This window comes from Streptomyces xanthochromogenes, assembly GCF_014650455.1.
Lineage (GTDB): Bacteria > Actinomycetota > Actinomycetes > Streptomycetales > Streptomycetaceae > Streptomyces > Streptomyces xanthochromogenes.
The window spans coordinates 173,997-188,348 of sequence record NZ_BMUZ01000003.1; the positions used below are offsets into that span (position 1 = coordinate 173,997).

The 14,352-nt window shown below is 68.8% G+C and carries 16 protein-coding genes; 6 read left to right on the forward strand and 10 right to left on the reverse strand.

Going from position 1 to position 14,352, the window contains the following annotated elements; all coding sequences use genetic code 11:
* Positions 1 to 426 precede the first annotated feature (426 nt).
* The 3 genes from IE267_RS08060 to IE267_RS08070 all read left to right on the forward strand — a co-directional run bounded on the left by IE267_RS08060 (position 427) and on the right by IE267_RS08070 (position 2,535).
* Positions 427 to 687: a hypothetical protein gene (locus IE267_RS08060; protein ID WP_189762615.1), complete on the forward strand. Its 261-nt coding sequence runs from the start codon at positions 427 to 429 to the stop codon at positions 685 to 687.
* A gap of 64 nt (positions 688 to 751) precedes the next feature.
* Positions 752 to 2,149, forward strand: a complete 1,398-nt coding sequence (locus IE267_RS08065; protein ID WP_189762616.1) for a DUF4331 domain-containing protein — start codon at positions 752 to 754, stop codon at positions 2,147 to 2,149.
* A 77-nt stretch (positions 2,150 to 2,226) separates the two neighbouring features.
* Positions 2,227 to 2,535 carry a phospholipase gene (locus tag IE267_RS08070; protein ID WP_189762617.1) on the forward strand — a complete coding sequence of 103 codons (309 nt, stop codon included), beginning with the start codon at positions 2,227 to 2,229 and terminating at the stop codon, positions 2,533 to 2,535.
* A gap of 159 nt (positions 2,536 to 2,694) precedes the next feature.
* Here IE267_RS08070 and IE267_RS08075 read toward each other — a convergent pair whose 3' ends face one another.
* From IE267_RS08075 to IE267_RS08095, 5 genes are all read right to left on the reverse strand, one after another.
* Positions 2,695 to 3,156, reverse strand: coding sequence for an SRPBCC family protein (locus tag IE267_RS08075; protein ID WP_189762618.1), 462 nt, complete (start codon positions 3,154 to 3,156; stop codon positions 2,695 to 2,697).
* Positions 3,157 to 3,392: 236 nt separating this feature from the next.
* Entirely contained in the window at positions 3,393 to 3,905 is a 513-nt protein-coding gene (locus tag IE267_RS08080; RefSeq protein ID WP_229860842.1) for a hypothetical protein, read from the reverse strand.
* Positions 3,906 to 4,277: 372 nt separating this feature from the next.
* Positions 4,278 to 4,652: a hypothetical protein gene (locus tag IE267_RS08085; RefSeq protein ID WP_189762620.1), complete on the reverse strand. Its 375-nt coding sequence runs from the start codon at positions 4,650 to 4,652 to the stop codon at positions 4,278 to 4,280.
* Positions 4,649 to 5,605, reverse strand: coding sequence for a fatty acid desaturase family protein (locus IE267_RS08090; RefSeq protein ID WP_189762621.1), 957 nt, complete (start codon positions 5,603 to 5,605; stop codon positions 4,649 to 4,651). The genes IE267_RS08085 and IE267_RS08090 overlap by 4 nt, the downstream gene beginning before the upstream one ends.
* Positions 5,606 to 5,653: 48 nt before the next feature.
* Positions 5,654 to 6,610 carry an iron-containing redox enzyme family protein gene (locus IE267_RS08095; protein WP_229860845.1) on the reverse strand — a complete coding sequence of 319 codons (957 nt, stop codon included), beginning with the start codon at positions 6,608 to 6,610 and terminating at the stop codon, positions 5,654 to 5,656.
* A 414-nt stretch (positions 6,611 to 7,024) separates the two neighbouring features.
* Here IE267_RS08095 and IE267_RS08100 point away from each other — a divergent pair, with 414 nt between their 5' ends.
* Entirely contained in the window at positions 7,025 to 7,615 is a 591-nt protein-coding gene (locus IE267_RS08100; protein WP_167161267.1) for a pyridoxamine 5'-phosphate oxidase family protein, read from the forward strand.
* 74 nt (positions 7,616 to 7,689) lie between these two features.
* Here the strand turns inward: IE267_RS08100 and IE267_RS08105 are convergent, their stop codons facing one another.
* The 3 genes from IE267_RS08105 to IE267_RS08115 form a co-directional block, all read right to left on the reverse strand.
* Entirely contained in the window at positions 7,690 to 8,472 is a 783-nt protein-coding gene (locus tag IE267_RS08105; RefSeq protein WP_229860971.1) for a LysR family transcriptional regulator substrate-binding protein, read from the reverse strand.
* 23 nt (positions 8,473 to 8,495) lie between these two features.
* The gene (locus IE267_RS08110) at positions 8,496 to 9,005 is read right to left on the reverse strand and encodes a cyclase family protein (protein WP_189762623.1); all 510 of its coding nucleotides are present in this window, start codon (positions 9,003 to 9,005) and stop codon (positions 8,496 to 8,498) included.
* Positions 9,006 to 9,085: 80 nt separating this feature from the next.
* A complete protein-coding gene (locus IE267_RS08115; protein WP_229860847.1) occupies positions 9,086 to 10,306 on the reverse strand; it encodes an MFS transporter in 1,221 nt (406 codons plus the stop codon).
* Between the two features lie 137 nt (positions 10,307 to 10,443).
* Between IE267_RS08115 and IE267_RS08120 the strand changes: the two genes are divergently transcribed.
* Entirely contained in the window at positions 10,444 to 11,367 is a 924-nt protein-coding gene (locus IE267_RS08120) for a LysR family transcriptional regulator (protein ID WP_189762625.1), read from the forward strand.
* A gap of 218 nt (positions 11,368 to 11,585) precedes the next feature.
* On the opposite strand, the gene IE267_RS08125 is transcribed toward IE267_RS08120, so the two are convergent.
* Both IE267_RS08125 and IE267_RS08130 read right to left on the reverse strand, forming a co-directional pair.
* The gene (locus tag IE267_RS08125) at positions 11,586 to 12,182 is read right to left on the reverse strand and encodes a GNAT family N-acetyltransferase (RefSeq protein WP_205380450.1); all 597 of its coding nucleotides are present in this window, start codon (positions 12,180 to 12,182) and stop codon (positions 11,586 to 11,588) included.
* Positions 12,183 to 12,793: 611 nt separating this feature from the next.
* Positions 12,794 to 13,399: a DUF2867 domain-containing protein gene (locus IE267_RS08130; protein ID WP_189762626.1), complete on the reverse strand. Its 606-nt coding sequence runs from the start codon at positions 13,397 to 13,399 to the stop codon at positions 12,794 to 12,796.
* 95 nt (positions 13,400 to 13,494) lie between these two features.
* On the opposite strand from IE267_RS08130, the gene IE267_RS08135 reads away from it, so the two are divergent.
* On the forward strand, positions 13,495 to 14,055 hold the full coding sequence (locus tag IE267_RS08135) for a TetR/AcrR family transcriptional regulator (protein ID WP_189762627.1): 561 nt from the start codon (positions 13,495 to 13,497) through the stop codon (positions 14,053 to 14,055).
* The last annotated feature ends 297 nt before the right edge of the window (positions 14,056 to 14,352 follow it).

Genomic DNA, 14,352 nt, shown 5'->3' on the forward strand with positions numbered 1-14,352 from the left:
TTTGGTCCGCTGGGAAGAAAAAGCTGTATTCCCTCGTTCGGTCCATCGAGTGAGGTCTGAACTGCGGAAAGACAGCCGGGTAGTGCTCTTCGCCAAGTCCCTTATCTGTGGGCCTCCTTGACGCGGCGTGAGGCGGGGCGTTTCATACGTGGCTGAGCGTCGGGCCCTCTTCTGCCTCGGGCCCAGCGTCTGTCGTCAGACGCGTCGTCGACGCCTTCGATCCCTGTCACGCGGAACGCGGAAGCAACCGCGTCCGGACGCCATGTCTGCGCGTGTGCCGTTCTCTCACGGCCTTCGACGCACGCCTTGCCCGGATCCGATTGCCGATTCGCCACGCCGTGCAGCCCAGTCATAGGAGTGATCATGAATGAATCCCGGTCAGAGCCGCAGCAGCGGGAACCCTCCGGTATCGATCGCCGAGGAGTGATGCGCGGCGCGACCCAGGTGGGCCTCGCGGCCTTGGCCGCCGGTGCGGTCCTGAGCGTGGCCGAGCCGGCCCAGGCGGCCCCTTCGCACGGCGTCGTACCGATGGCCGAGGAGCACGCTGGAGCGGTCGGGCCGCACGAGCCGCTGGTGGTGCACGTACGCGACGCGTCGACCGGCGAGATGGACTTCTACCACGGCGACCAGCACCGCCCGGTGCACGACCGGGAGTTGGCCGCGGCACTGCTGCGTCACGCCCGCTGACCCGAACGCCCCCGACCACGGCAACTCCTGCCGCGTCGCCTTCGACCAACCCGGATGAGGTTTGATGTCCTCCCACCGCGAAGCCCCGGAGATCTCCAAGGACCCGGTCGCCGACAGCACCGACGTCTACGCCTTCGTCAGCCCCGACGCCCAAGGGACCGTCACGCTGATCGCCAACTACATCCCGCTGCAGAACCCGGCGGGCGGGCCGAACTTCTACGAGTTCGGCGACGACGTGCTTTACGAGATCCACATCGACAACGACGGCGACGGCCGCGCGGACGTCACCTACCAGTTCGAGTTCACCACCAGGATGCGCCGGCCCGACAGCTTCCTCTACAACACCGGGCCCATCCTCACGCTGGACTCACCGAACTGGAACCGCTACCAGACCTACACCCTGACCCGCTCCGAGAGCAGCGGCCGGCGTTCGGTCCTCGGCCGGAACCTGACCTGCCCGCCCTGCAACATCGGGCCCCTGTCCACCCCGACGTACGCGAAGCTGGCCCAGCAGGCCATCCACACGCTCGGCAAGAACCGCAAGGTGTTCGCCGGCCAGCGCGCGGAGGGCTTCTACGTCGACCTGGGGTCCATCTTCGACCTCGGCAACCTGCGCCCCTTCCAGAACCTGCACAACCAGTTCGGCACCAGCGCGTTCAGCGAGCCCGCCGATGGGGTCAACACGACCAAGGAACTGAACGTCCACTCACTCGCGGTCCAGGTCCCCGCCACCGACCTCACGTTCCACGGACGCCAGGTCAAGGACCCCACGGACCCCCACGCCACGGTCGGTGTGTGGACGAGCGCCAGCCGCCGCAGGGCCCGGGTCATCGAGCCCCGGCAGGGCAAGGACCTGGAGACCGGTCCGTACACGCAGGTCTCCCGTCTGGGCAACCCGCTGTTCAACGAAGTCCTCGTCCCCCTCGGCCACAAGGACGAGTGGAACGCGGTCCCACCGGCCGACGACAAGCGCTTCGCCACCTACGTCGCGCATCCGGAGCTGGCCAAACTCCTGCCGACGCTCTACCCCGGCGTCTTCCCCTCGCTGGACGCGTACAACAAGTCCGGCAAGCCCCGCGCGGACCTGCTCGCCATCCTCCTGACCGGCATTCCCAAGGGTGTCGTCCCGGGATTCCAGAACTACACCGGGCCCACCCAGGCGGACATGATCCGTCTCAACACCGCCATCCCTCCGGCCAAGAGCCCCAACATCCTCGGTCTCATCGGCGGTGACCCGGCCGGCTTCCCGAACGGCCGCCGCGTCTTCGACGACGTCGTCACCGTCGAGCTGCGCGCCCTCGCCGGAGCAACGCTCCCGCTCGTCGACAAGAGCTACACCCCCGACGCGGCGTCCTCGAAGGTGACCGACGGCCTCACCCCCGCCGACGTCACCAACCCCTACCTCGACACGTTCCCCTACCTGGGCGTGCCCTACGACGGCTACCACCACCCCGCCTCCTGACCCATGCCCCATGCCCCAGCAGCGGGGCCGCGATCGCGACGAACGCGGCCCCGCCACCCCGACCCGGAAGAGGCTCCATGGACGCCCACACCTCTCACCCCTCCACCCCCGGCAGCGTCGTGCTGAACATCGGCGAGACCACCGCGGCCCTCATCATCCACACCGCACCCGAGCACGAAGGACTCGAAATCCACGTCAGCCCCACCCATCGGCCCCAACACCGCACCCACGCCGCCGTGCGGCCCCGCCACCTCGCCGACCGCACCATCCACTGCGTCCTCATCCAGCCCCTGCCGGCCGGGGACTACACCGTCTGGAAGGACGACAACACCCCCCACGGCACCACCACCCTCACCGGGGGCAGCGTCACCGAATACCAGTGGTAGGGACACCGCCGGACCTGGTGGCCGGCCGGGTCGGCTGCTGGTTTCTTCGCGAATGGGTCGATACCCCTGCGGCCGGGGCGGCATCCCTGAAGTTCACTGGGAAGCGCTCAACTCGCCTCCAGGACAGGCGAGTTGAGCCCAGTGGCGCGAGAAGGTGATCTACTCGACGGTGCGGGCAAGGATGCCGAGCGTGGCACGCAGGCCGGCCTCGGGGATCACGGGAAAGATGCCGGCCTCGCGGTACCGGTCGTCGATCTCGCTCCAGTCGTAGTACGACGTGACTGCGGTGCCGGACTCATTGGGTTCAAGCCGATAGCCGTACAGATGGCGGATGGGGGGCTGGATGGTGCCCGAAATCGTCCACTCCAGGACGGCGTCGCGCTCGTAGCGCGTGATGATCACGGTTACGTCGTAGCGGCCCATGGGGAGGTCCCCCAGAGCCTCGCGGTCCATGTGAACAAGGAATTCGTCCCCCACCGCGTCCACCGGCCGCCCCTCGGCGGACTGCAGCATTCCTGAGCTGTCGATGCTCACGTGCCCCTGCGGGGACCGCAGCACATCGAAGATCACGGAGGGGGCCGCGGCGATCTGGCGCGTGACCTCGAATCGTTCTGATGTCATGCACCACCTTTGCACGTCTACTCCCATCGCCCCGCCGCGATGCCACGGAGGACAATGGGCACGGAGTAAAAACGCGCCGCCGTCGACGACGGACAAACCGCCTCGATCAGCTACTGACGCGACTCATCGACGCCCCCACCCCCGCCGGGCCCATGCCCTGGCAGATCGGCGTCCCAGCGCAGTCCACCTCGCTGCCGTTCATCGAGATCAACCGGACACCGACCGGGCAGTAGGGCTCAGCGGCCCAGCCCGTGTCGGACGTACCCCGAGCGGGCCTCTCCGACCTCGATGCCGTTCTCGTCCAGGCCGTTGACGATCCGCACGCGACCGCCGCCGAAGACGAACTCCACCGTCACCGTTCCGGCCGCCAGGTCGCGTTCCGCTGTGCGCCACTCAAGGAGCGCGGCCTCCCGCAGTTCCTGGCCTACGAACGGTTCGAAGCGCTCGTCGCTGTGAGACCACTGCGGCGTGAGCTCGAACCACTCCCATCCGGTGATGGTCGCCGTGGTGTCGATCGTGTCCCAGCCGATCGAGAGTTCATCGAGCCTCCAGTGGCAGAGCTCCACCTGAATACCGTCGAAGTCCAGCACCACCGGGCAGTCGGCGAACCAGTCCCCGTCCTCGACGAACCGCACCAATGCGAACCCCGTCAGCCGCCTACCGGTCAGCGCCGCCAGGCGCGATCCGTGCGCCCGCAGAATCGCGTCAGCCCCCACCAGGAACGACGGCTCGAAACCAGAGATCCCCATCACCACAGCACCAGAGTCTCCCGGCCTGCGGGCCAGCTGGCCACCACATATCGATCAGAGGGATCTTCGGCACCGCTTGACAGCGCGCACGACACGCCTCCGCGACAGTCGCGATGGACCCCAAGACCTGGCCGCCGGTGGGGATCTCCTCCGACCCACTCCGGCCTTCACCGAACACAGGAGCCCCCGGTACATGCCTGCCGGGGGCTCCTGAACTGTTGCGTCCTGTCACACAGATGTCGGCAACACCATCGACGCACAGATCACAAGGACCTGACCTGCGCTGACGCTACCGCCCTGGACCTCTTGGCCGCCACAGGACGCCTCTGCCTACCTTGCGAGGTGGTGCCACCCCCTCCCGTGCTTCTCGGTTCAGGCCGCCTCCGTCCAGCGGGCATCGGCGAGGGCCGCCGTGAACGACGCACGGCTGTGGGTGAGTTCCGCGACCAGGGCGCGGCCCACCTCCGCGGAGCCCGGCAGGGCCGCGACGTCGACCTCCCAGCTCGACCACCAGGTGCCCCCGGCAGGCCGGTTCTCGCGGAAGACCGCCTGAATGCGGAGGCGGGTCGTGGCGGCGGACGGCCGGGCCAGCCGGATGAGGAATTCCGCCTCGGGGACCTCGATCCGGATGGTCTCCCCCACGCAGGACATCCGGCTGGCGTCCGGGACCGCTTCTTCGCACAGGCGGTTCGCGTGCCGGATGGCACTGCCGCTCACCACCGCCGGGCGACGCCCCGCCGCACTCACCGGATGCTCCGTCCCGGCTGCCGGGCCGCGCCGGCGCGGTTGCGCCACGCGGCGTGGGCGGCCTTGCGGTAGAAGGCGGCGTAGCTGCGCTCGACGTGCACCGCGTGCCGTTCGGCCTCCGGGTGGCGCTCGCGCAGCCGGTTGATCGGGACGACCATCGCGGCATGGTGCTCGATGTGCAGATTGTTTCCGTTGGTGAACCAGGTTGTGAGCCAACTCCCGCTGATGGAGCGGGTGTTGCGCAGTACGTCGGTGGTCTCGGTCTCGCACAGGAGGTGTTCGGGAAGTTCCACCAGGAAGTGCATCGGTACGGCGACCAGGAGCGGCAGCAGCCACAGGCGTAGCAGGGTCTCACCATGTCCGAACGCGACGGCGGTTCCGGCGGCCACCATGAGCAGGCCGAACAGACGGTATTCGTTGACGACCTCGCGCCGCCTGCGTTCGGCTATCTGTCCGGCGTCGTAGGTCCAGGTGCCGGTGCAGCTCGCCGCCACGTCGCGTACGACGAGGAGCAGGCGGGCGTAGTCGAACATGCCGCGCAGCAGAAGGCCGGGCGTGATGGGCTTGCGGCTGTCGAATCCGAAGAACTCGGAGTCCTGCGGGGTCCCGAGGAAGCGGTGGTGCTGCAGGTGGCGCACTCGGTAGTGGCTGTACGAGACGAGCAGGGGGACGCCGAGGGGGACGCCGACGAGGCGGTGGGGGCGGGCGGTGCGGAAGGCGGAGTGGTGCAGGCACTGGTGCTGGAGCTCCACCATGTGCGTGTAGACGGCGCCCAGGATCAGCACGCCGGCCAGGGCGAGGACCGGGCTGGGCCGCAGGGCGAGGTAGCCACCGCCTGCGGCCAGGGCAACGGCCAGGGCGAGTTTGAAGATGAAGACGGTCTGGTCCCAGGCCAGGACCCGGCTTTTGCGAAAGAGTTCCTGCGGGGGGCGGGGGGAGGCCGTGACGGCCATCGTGATTCCTTCCTCGGTGAGGCGGTTCTTCTCGACGGACGGCACGGGTCAGTGCGGCAGCCGGAGCATGGCCTCCCAGATGCGGCGGTAGTAGGCGTTGGCGACCCGGACCCGGGTGGCGACGCCCAGGGAGATCTCGCGCAGGAGTTCCGGCGACTCGTCGACCAGCGGGACGAAGACCCCTTCGAACCACTCGGCTCCGTGGTCCGCGTCGACGTGGACGTGGATGCGCTGGTAGTCGATGACGTCGGCGGGCACACGGAGGCGGTTGCAGCCGTCGACCATGGCCTGGAACCGCGGGGACGCGCTCTGTTCGAGTACGCCCATGGCGCCGAGGGCGCGCGGGTTGAGGTGGCGGTGGATGCCGTACATGAGGAGCAGGCACGCGTTCTCGAAGGCTTCGGGGCAGAAGAGCGCCTCCTGGCCGATGCCGGCGTCGGCGAGCCGGGCCCGCATGTAGACGGCGGAGTGCTCGAACATCCGGGTGTGGACCTGGTCGATGTCGCCTTCGCCCATCTCGTCCCAGTAGTTCTCGGCGATGGTGAGTTTGGTGTGTCCCTGGGTGCCGATCTGGACCATCGCCATGAGGTCGTCGAATTTGCTGTCGACGAGCTCCTCGCCCATGAAGAACAGCGCCATCTGTTCAAGGGTCGCATCGTTGGCGAGGTAGTCACAGAATTCCGGCTGGGTGTGCCGGTCGGCGACGTCGAGGAACCAGGTCCGGAACTCGGCTCCGCTGGAGGGGAGTTGTAAGGGGTCGACCTGGCTGTCCTCCCAGGCGAGCCAGGCCTCCTCGATCGCGGTGATGGCGGGGTCGGTGTTGAGTCGGGGTATGCGCGCGAAGTCGGCGGGGCCCGCCATGTAGGCGACGTAGTGGCGGTGCAGGCGGCTCAGCAGCGTTTCGCGTGCTTTCGCGTCGGGGGTCTCCCCGGTGCGGGGGAAAGCGCGGGAAATGCTGTCGGACCAGCTGTCGAGGGGGATCGTGGTAACGGCGGGTGCGGTCACGGGAATTGCCTTTCCATCGAAGGTTGATCGGCTGTCACATCGGGACGGACCGGGGCTCGGGCGGGGCCTTGGGGCCTGGGCGGCGCCGCGCGTACGCCTCTGTTCCCGGTCAGGTGTTCCCGGTCAGGTTTGCGGCCTCGTACAAGAGTGTTCCGCCGGTGAACGCAAGATCCCGCACACTTAAGAAGGTCGAAACAGTCAGATTCCAACGCAATGCATCATCCACGGGACGGAAGCGGCGACCGTGCGCGGAGGATCTGCGCGAATGGGAGGCATCATCCGGTCCGTGGCGGTCCGGGAAGATCACACTCCCCCGAAAAAAGAACGTTCACCAACCACGCACAGTTGTTGTAGGCAGCACACCCAGGGCAAGACGGTTTCTACGACGCCGGCTATCAGGGACGGGACGACCTCATGCCCGAGCGAGATTTCTACAATCAGGGAGCACGACGTGTTCAGGACGCACTGGAAACCCGGCCCCTTGCCGATCACATAGCGGGCAAGTACGTGACCGAGGACCTCGACGAATCGGCCGCAGGGATTATCGCCGCCGCCCCGTGCTTCTACCTCGCGACGGCGGACGCACAGGGATTCCCCGACTGCTCGTACAAGGGCGGGCTACCCGGTTTCGTCCACGTCGTGACGCCGGATCTGCTGCGCTTTCCCAGCTACGACGGCAACGGGATGTTCCGCAGCCTGGGCAACATTCTGGAGAATCCCCGGATCGGCATGCTGTTCATCGACTACGCCAAACCCATCAAGCTCCGCGTGAACGGCATCGCACAGCTTTCCACGGAGGGCGCGCTGCTCGACGCGTTCCCCGACGCGGACGCCGTGGTGGAGGTCCAGGTGCGGCAGGTCTTCGAGAACTGTCCGCGCTATCTGCACGACATGCGGTGCGAGCGCTACTCGGACTACGTCCCGCGCCCACACCGGACACCGCCGGACCCGCAGTGGAAACTCAAGCCCGAGTACGACGGGCTGGTGCGGCTTCGCAACGGCTGACCTTCCGCGTCCCGGGCCGGAGGGGGGTTCGGGGCGTGGACGGGCCACCGGTCACGCCCTGCCGCGACGCCGCCTCAACCGGCGTGCACCGCACCCGCCGTGCGGGCGCAGGCCCGTTTGAACCGCTGCTCCAGAACAATGAACCAGCTCGATACGGCAGCCGCCTCCTCGGCGACCAGGACGACGGTGCGGGAGGGCGCCGGGATGCCCGCGCCGTCCACCGAACGGCTGAGCCCCTCGCGCCGGATCAGCGCGGACGCCGGCACATAGGTCACCGCGCTCAGGGCGAGTGCCATGTCCTGGGCCAGATTCCAGTCGTCCGTACGCCCCACCGGGCGCACCATCACGCCGTGCCGGGCCAGGTGCGCACTGATCAGCCGGTCGCAGTCGGAACCGACCCGCGGCAGCACCCAGGGGAATCCCGAGAGCGACTCCGGGCCGCAACGGATGGCCATCGACACCAGGCCCGGCGGACCCACCAGCACGAACGGCTCGTGGCGCAGCGGAACGGTGTGCAGCCCGTCGAGCTCGGCCACCGGGAGGCCGTGCGTCTCCTTCACCGACACCGCGGCCTGCAGGATCCCGGCCTTCACCAGGTCCCGGCCCTCGCACGGCGCCGTCTCGAACAGCTGGAGATGGAAGGGCAGTTGGTCCTCGCCGCGCAGTGCCGGGAGCACACAGGTGCCCATCGCGGAGGGGAAGGCGCCGAGGGCGATGGTCGGTCTGCGCTGCGGCTGCGTGGACGGCGTCTGGTGTCTGGCGACCGAGGTCTGCCACAAATCGGCTATCCGGGCGGCGACTTCAGCGATGATCGAGCCTTCGTCGGTCAGCCGGATGCCCCGGCCCTCCGGCTCCACCAAGGCGAATCCGCACTCCGAGCTCAGCCCACGGCCGGTTCGGCCTCGGCCAGCAGTGCGGCCGAGGCGGCGGACAGATGGGGGTGTCGTCCGCCGCCGTACGTGTCGGTGCCCCAGTGGTCGGACCAGCCGGTCCTGATGAGCACCGCGCGGCCGGTCAGCTCCGCTCCCGCGAAGGCCTCCGGCTGGATCGCCCGCTGGTCGGTGTCGACGACCGTCACCGGCACGTGGGCGACACGGGCCAGGTCCAGCGCGGCGAGGTCGTAGCCGTCGGCGTAGCGGTGATGGGGCACGTCCATGTACGTACCGGTCTGCCCCATCATGCAGACCATGCCCAGGTGGAACTCGGTGCCCGGCGCATAGTTCTCACGGGACTGCTCCCGTGAGATGTGGTCGGTGAGCACCGGCTGGGGCAGTCCGGGGTAGGCGGTCGCGCCCGGCACTATCTCGTGGCTCAGGTCCACGAACACCGCGCCGGAGCCGGTGTGGCGCGAAGCCGTCCGTGTGCGGGGCGAAGAGGAGCTGTTCACCATGAAGGCTGCCTTTCCCGTCCATCGAATGTAAGGATCACTGCGCGGGAGTGCCACGCACAACCCCGGTCGGTACGAATTGGCTAGATGTCCTCCGTACCCTGTCCCATACCTTTCCGCCGCTCCCCCGCGGCTGCACGGTCGGCCCGCCGCTCGAACCGCGCGTCCCGCAGCGCGAGATGTACGGCGAGCAGGATCAGGACGGCGCAACCGGTGAACGCCCCGTCCAGGCCGATGAGTTGGGAGCAGACACCGACGGCCAGCGCACCGATGCCGGTGCCCCCGTCGTACGCCATGTTCCACAGCGTGCTCGCCCGTCCGTGCCCGCCCTGCCGCGCCCGCCGGAACATGACGACCAGGGTGTCGTTCTGCAGCGCCCCGAAGCCGGCGCCGTACACCGTCGCGGCCAACGCGGCGACCACGACGGCGCCACGGTCGAGCGCTGCCGCCGCCCCGAAGCCGCCCATGCCCACCGCGCACGCCAGCATGCCGGGCACCAGCAGACGCCCCAGGCCCACCCGGTCGTTGACGACACCCGCGGCCCACCGCCCGGCGACCGCGGCGGCCGACAGCAGGAACAGGGCCCACGGCGCGGCGGAGGGCCGTTCGAGCGCCAGGGGCAGGAAGGACGTGACGCCGCCGAGTGCGCAGGCGGCGACGATCAGGAGGACGAACGGGCCGGCCAGGCGCGAGGAGCCGCCCCCTGCCAACTCCTCCCCCGACGCGTCATCGGCCCGTGCCTGCGTACCGGCCGGGTCTTCCCGCACGCTGATGCCCGCTGCCAGCGGAGCCGCGAGGACGCTCAGCGCACCCGCGGCGACGAAGACCGCCGTGAAGCCGAAGTGCTGGGCGCCCCAGACGCCCAGCGGAAGACACAGCACCTGTGGCAGGCCCACGGCGATGCCGTAGAGGCCGACCCCGCGCCCGCGCCTTTCCGGCGGGACCAGCTCGGCCACCAGCGCGCTCCCGGCGACGGCGACCATGCCGAAGCCCACGCCGCGCACGGCACAGATCGTCAGCACCCAGCCCAGATCTCCGGACACGGGATAGGCGAAGGTCGGCAGGCCGAGGAGCAGAGCGCCCTGGATGAGGATCTGGCGCAGCGTGAACCGGGCGAAGAGCCGTCGCATGCACAGCTGGACACCGACCGTGGTGGCCATCGTCATTCCGGTCGCGGCACCCACCCCGGTGAAGCCCGAACCGCCCTCGGCCGACCACAAAGGGGTCACGGAGAGCAGGGGCGCGTAGTTGGAGAACGTGCCGAACGTCGCGGCGAGCAGCAGAAGGAAGCTTCTTCCGCCCATGCCGGCCGCTCGTCCGGTACCGGCACGGCGGATTCGCTGCTGTGTGGAGGGGCCCATGCCTCCAGTTCTAGGAGCCTGGCATCCATCACGTCCAACGAACAATTGCGATCCGAACGATCGAGTTCTACGATCACACAGTGGAGCTGAAGCACCTGACGACCTTCACCGCTGTGGCCCGGCACATGAGTTTCACCCGGGCGGCGGAAGAACTGGGCTATGTGCAGTCGAGCGTCACCGCTCACATCAAGGGCCTGGAGCGCGACCTGGACGCACCGCTCTTCGAACGGCTGGGCCGCAGGGTGGCGCTCACCGACGCGGGTCGCGCGCTGCTCCCCCACGCGCAGACCCTCCTGAACGACGCCGAGCAGGCCGCCGACGCGGTGAGAGCGGCCTGCGGCAGCCCGGAGAACGTCCGCGGGACCCTGCGGATCGCCGCGCCGGAAAGCCTGTGCGCCCACCGGCTGCCGCCCGTCCTGCGCGCCCTCAAGGACCGCTTTCCGCTGCTCCAGGTCATCTTCGGCCCGGCCAGCCGCGGAGTTCTCCTGGCGGCTCTCGGCGAAGGCACCCTGGACGCCGGATTCCTCCTGGAGGAGGAGGTCAGCGGCCCCATGCTGACGTCGAAGGTGCTCGGCAAGGAGGAGCTGCGGCTGGTATCGCATCCGGACCACCCGATCGCGGGACGCGCTCGGGTACCCACCGCGGACCTGGCCGAGGAGACGCTGCTCCTCATCGAGAAGGGCTGTGCTCAACGCGAGGTGATGGAAAGCGAGTTGGCGTCGGCCGGCATCCACCCGGCCCGCATGGAGTTCGTCAGCACCGAGGCGCTCAAGCGGTGCGCCGCGGCCGGGCTCGGGATCGCACTGCTGCCCGCGGCCGCGGTCGCGGACGAGATCCGGCGCGGCGAGCTCGCGCCCCTGGCGTGGACGTCCCGCCCGGTCCTCGGCGTCCACCTGGTTCTCCACAAGGACCGGCAGCCCACCGCCGCCCTGCGGACACTGACCGCGCTGGCAGAGGAACGCTGGGCCGCGCCCGACGCACCCGCGAAGACGCTGGGCGTCTGACGACTTGGTCCGCGATCGAGGTTTGAGCGTGCTGGCCTGACGGGTCGGCTGATGGCTGATCAGCAGGCGGCCTACCGGGCCCTGCGAAGCCGCACATGGCGGGCAACGGGCGTTGCCCCGATGGCGCGGAGCGGGGAACTCCCCCGCAGAAGAGCAAACGCAGCCAGCCATCCACCGGCCCGGGCCTCAGGGCATCAGGGCCTCAGGGCCTCAGGGCCTCAGGGCCTCAGCAGGCCGCCTACCCACCAGTCATGCGGCTTGCCATCGTTGGCGATGCCACGATTGCGCAGCGTCCCTTCGACGGTGAAGCCAAGGTGCTCGGCGACGGCACGCGAGCCGGTGTTCCCGGCCATGGCCCACCACTCGATGCGGTGCACGTCGAGCGTGGCCCAGCCCCAGTCGCACAGGGCCCGAGCGGCTTCCACCGAGTACCCGCGTCCGCGCTGCCCCCTCACCGCCCAGTAACCGAGCTCCCAGACGCCGCGGCTGATGAGGGTCAGGCAGTACGAGCCGACCAGGACACCGGTGTCCTTGCGGAACGCGCCGAGGGTGTAGTCCCTGTCCTCGGCCCACTGAGCGGGCAGCGTCTCGCCGACGAGCTTCTCCGCGTCCGTACGCCGGTACGGCACCGGTACCGGGGTGTAGAACTGGATGTCCTCGTCCTGGCAGGCTTCATGCACTGCATCCACATCGGCAGGTGTGAAGGCCCGCAGCACTAGACGGTCGGTCTCAAGAGTCACCGGATCCATCACGGCAGTATGGCAACCATCAGCAGGCGGTGACCAGCGAATATCGCGACCTGGCACCGCACACATCACAACATGTCCGGGCCGATCAACGGTCGAGGCACACACCAGATCAGCTGCCCCCAAGACGGATCTGCACCCGCCATCAATCCCGGACCGAGCCGTAAGAGGGACAGGTGCCCGAGAGAGCCGCGACACTGCGCCGGCAGGACCTTGGCAGTGTGCCGCACGCGCGGGTTCGGCCACGGGATGTCCTGGTCGGGCGGTACTCATCCCACGCGATGGGCAACCCTGTTGGCTGCCCCGGCGGGGAGGTGGCAGCGGAGACCGGATCCCCACCGACGGTACGACGACGGCCCCAGCCGGCGGGGGATCCGGCTGGGGCCAGGGCCCGGGCCGGCTTCGGGGGAAAGCGACGGCCCGGGCGTCTTGGGGGTGTGCGGATGGCACCACCGGGGTGGTCACCTCGCGGCGCAAAGCTCTGCCGGACTTCAGCCGAACGATCTCCCCTACAGGAGAACGACCGGCCCCCGGAACATCGCCCCAGATGATCCGCGCCCGCCCACACACATTGATGAACGGTCAACCAGTCGGGATTGTTCCCCGCCCCCTCACGGCACCCCCCGGCCGCCTCCCGAGTGAGGGAGGCGAGCTCAGAGCTCAGAGCTCGGCCCCCGGTTTCATCCTTCACGCATGCGCGCCTGGGCCCTCCAGGTGCGTCCGATGGTGCGTATCAGCGCGGGATATACCCAGAAGTATCGGATCGGCTTGATGGCGAACATGTACAGGCGGCCGAGGCGCCCGTTGGGCTTGACCAGTACGGCCATCTGTCCGCGGTAGCGGCCCGGCGGTCCGGCCTCGACCCAGGCGAGATGCAGTACGGCGTGCACGGTCTTGTTGGCCATCTCGGCGGCCCACTCGTCGTGCGTTTCGTAGAGCGAGGTGAAGGGTGACGAGCCGAGATCGACGGGGCGTCTCGGCCCTTCTTTCAGGTCGGCGGGCAGTCGGTCGAGCAGTGACGGGGTGCGGCTGTCGATGCCGGCTTCCGGCCTGTCCCACCCGAGCAGTCTCCCCAGCCTCCACCGGACAGCGAAGAGCAGCCGGGTGACGGGGGTATCTCCGTTGACACCGTCGTGCATTCCGCCGGCGATCTGGTCCACAAGCTTGGCGAGGTCGTCAGGACCCCCGGGAGTGGGCAGTGCCCACACGTCCTCGACCGTGAAGTCACCTGCTATCTCGTGGATCCGCCAGGGGCGGCCGGTGTGAGCAGTCCGGGGAAGGCGCATGAGCCTAGCCCCCTTCCATACGGTGGCGTACAGAAGAGCCTAGCCCCTTATATACGGCAGCGTATACTCGGCTGCGATGTGAGGAGGCATACGCCATGGGGACGACGCGCACGCCGCGGGCCAGTTGGATCGAGCAGGGACTGCGAGCACTGGCGACCGGTGGACCCGACGCCGTCCGCATCGAGAACCTTGCCCAGTCTCTCGGCGTGACCAAGGGCGGCTTCTACGGATACTTCCGCAACCGCGACGCCCTGCTCACCGAGATGCTCGACACCTGGGAGTACGAGGTGTCGGACGGCATCATCGCGCAGGTCGATCGTGCGGGCGGCGACGCCCGGGCGCGGCTGGAGCGACTGTTCCTCCTCGTGGCCGAGGCCGCGGACGGACCGGTGCGCGGAATCACCGCCGACCTGGCCGTCCGCGCCTGGGCTCGTCACGACGCGGGCGTGGCCGAACGGCTGCGACGAGTGGACAACCGCCGTATGCACTACCTGCGTTCACTGTTCTCCGAGTTCTGCACCGACACGGACGAGGTCGAGGTCCGTTGTCTGCTGGCCGTCACCGTACGCATCGGGAACCACTTCCACGCCGCGGACGACGGCATCCGGAGCCGAGCAGACGTCATGGCCACCATCCGGAAACGCCTTCTGAGTTGACCGGGCCGTGCCCCGCACGCTGGCCAACCGGGGGGCGGCGGTCATCGACGTGGTCGACCGTGGAGGGCTGGGCCTTCGATGTGCTGCTACGAGCCCAGTCGACATGGGCAGTTGGCCGTTCGGGACGTTTTATGACTGCTTGGACTGGGAGAGTCACTTCTCCCCCGGGGCATGAACGCTCGCTGTCCGCAACGGAATTCCGCGGGAGTACCTGCCGCACGGCTTCCGGCCGCACACGACGGTCCACGTCTACGTCGTCAAGCGGGAAGCCGACAGCACCGCCGAACAGGTGCACGA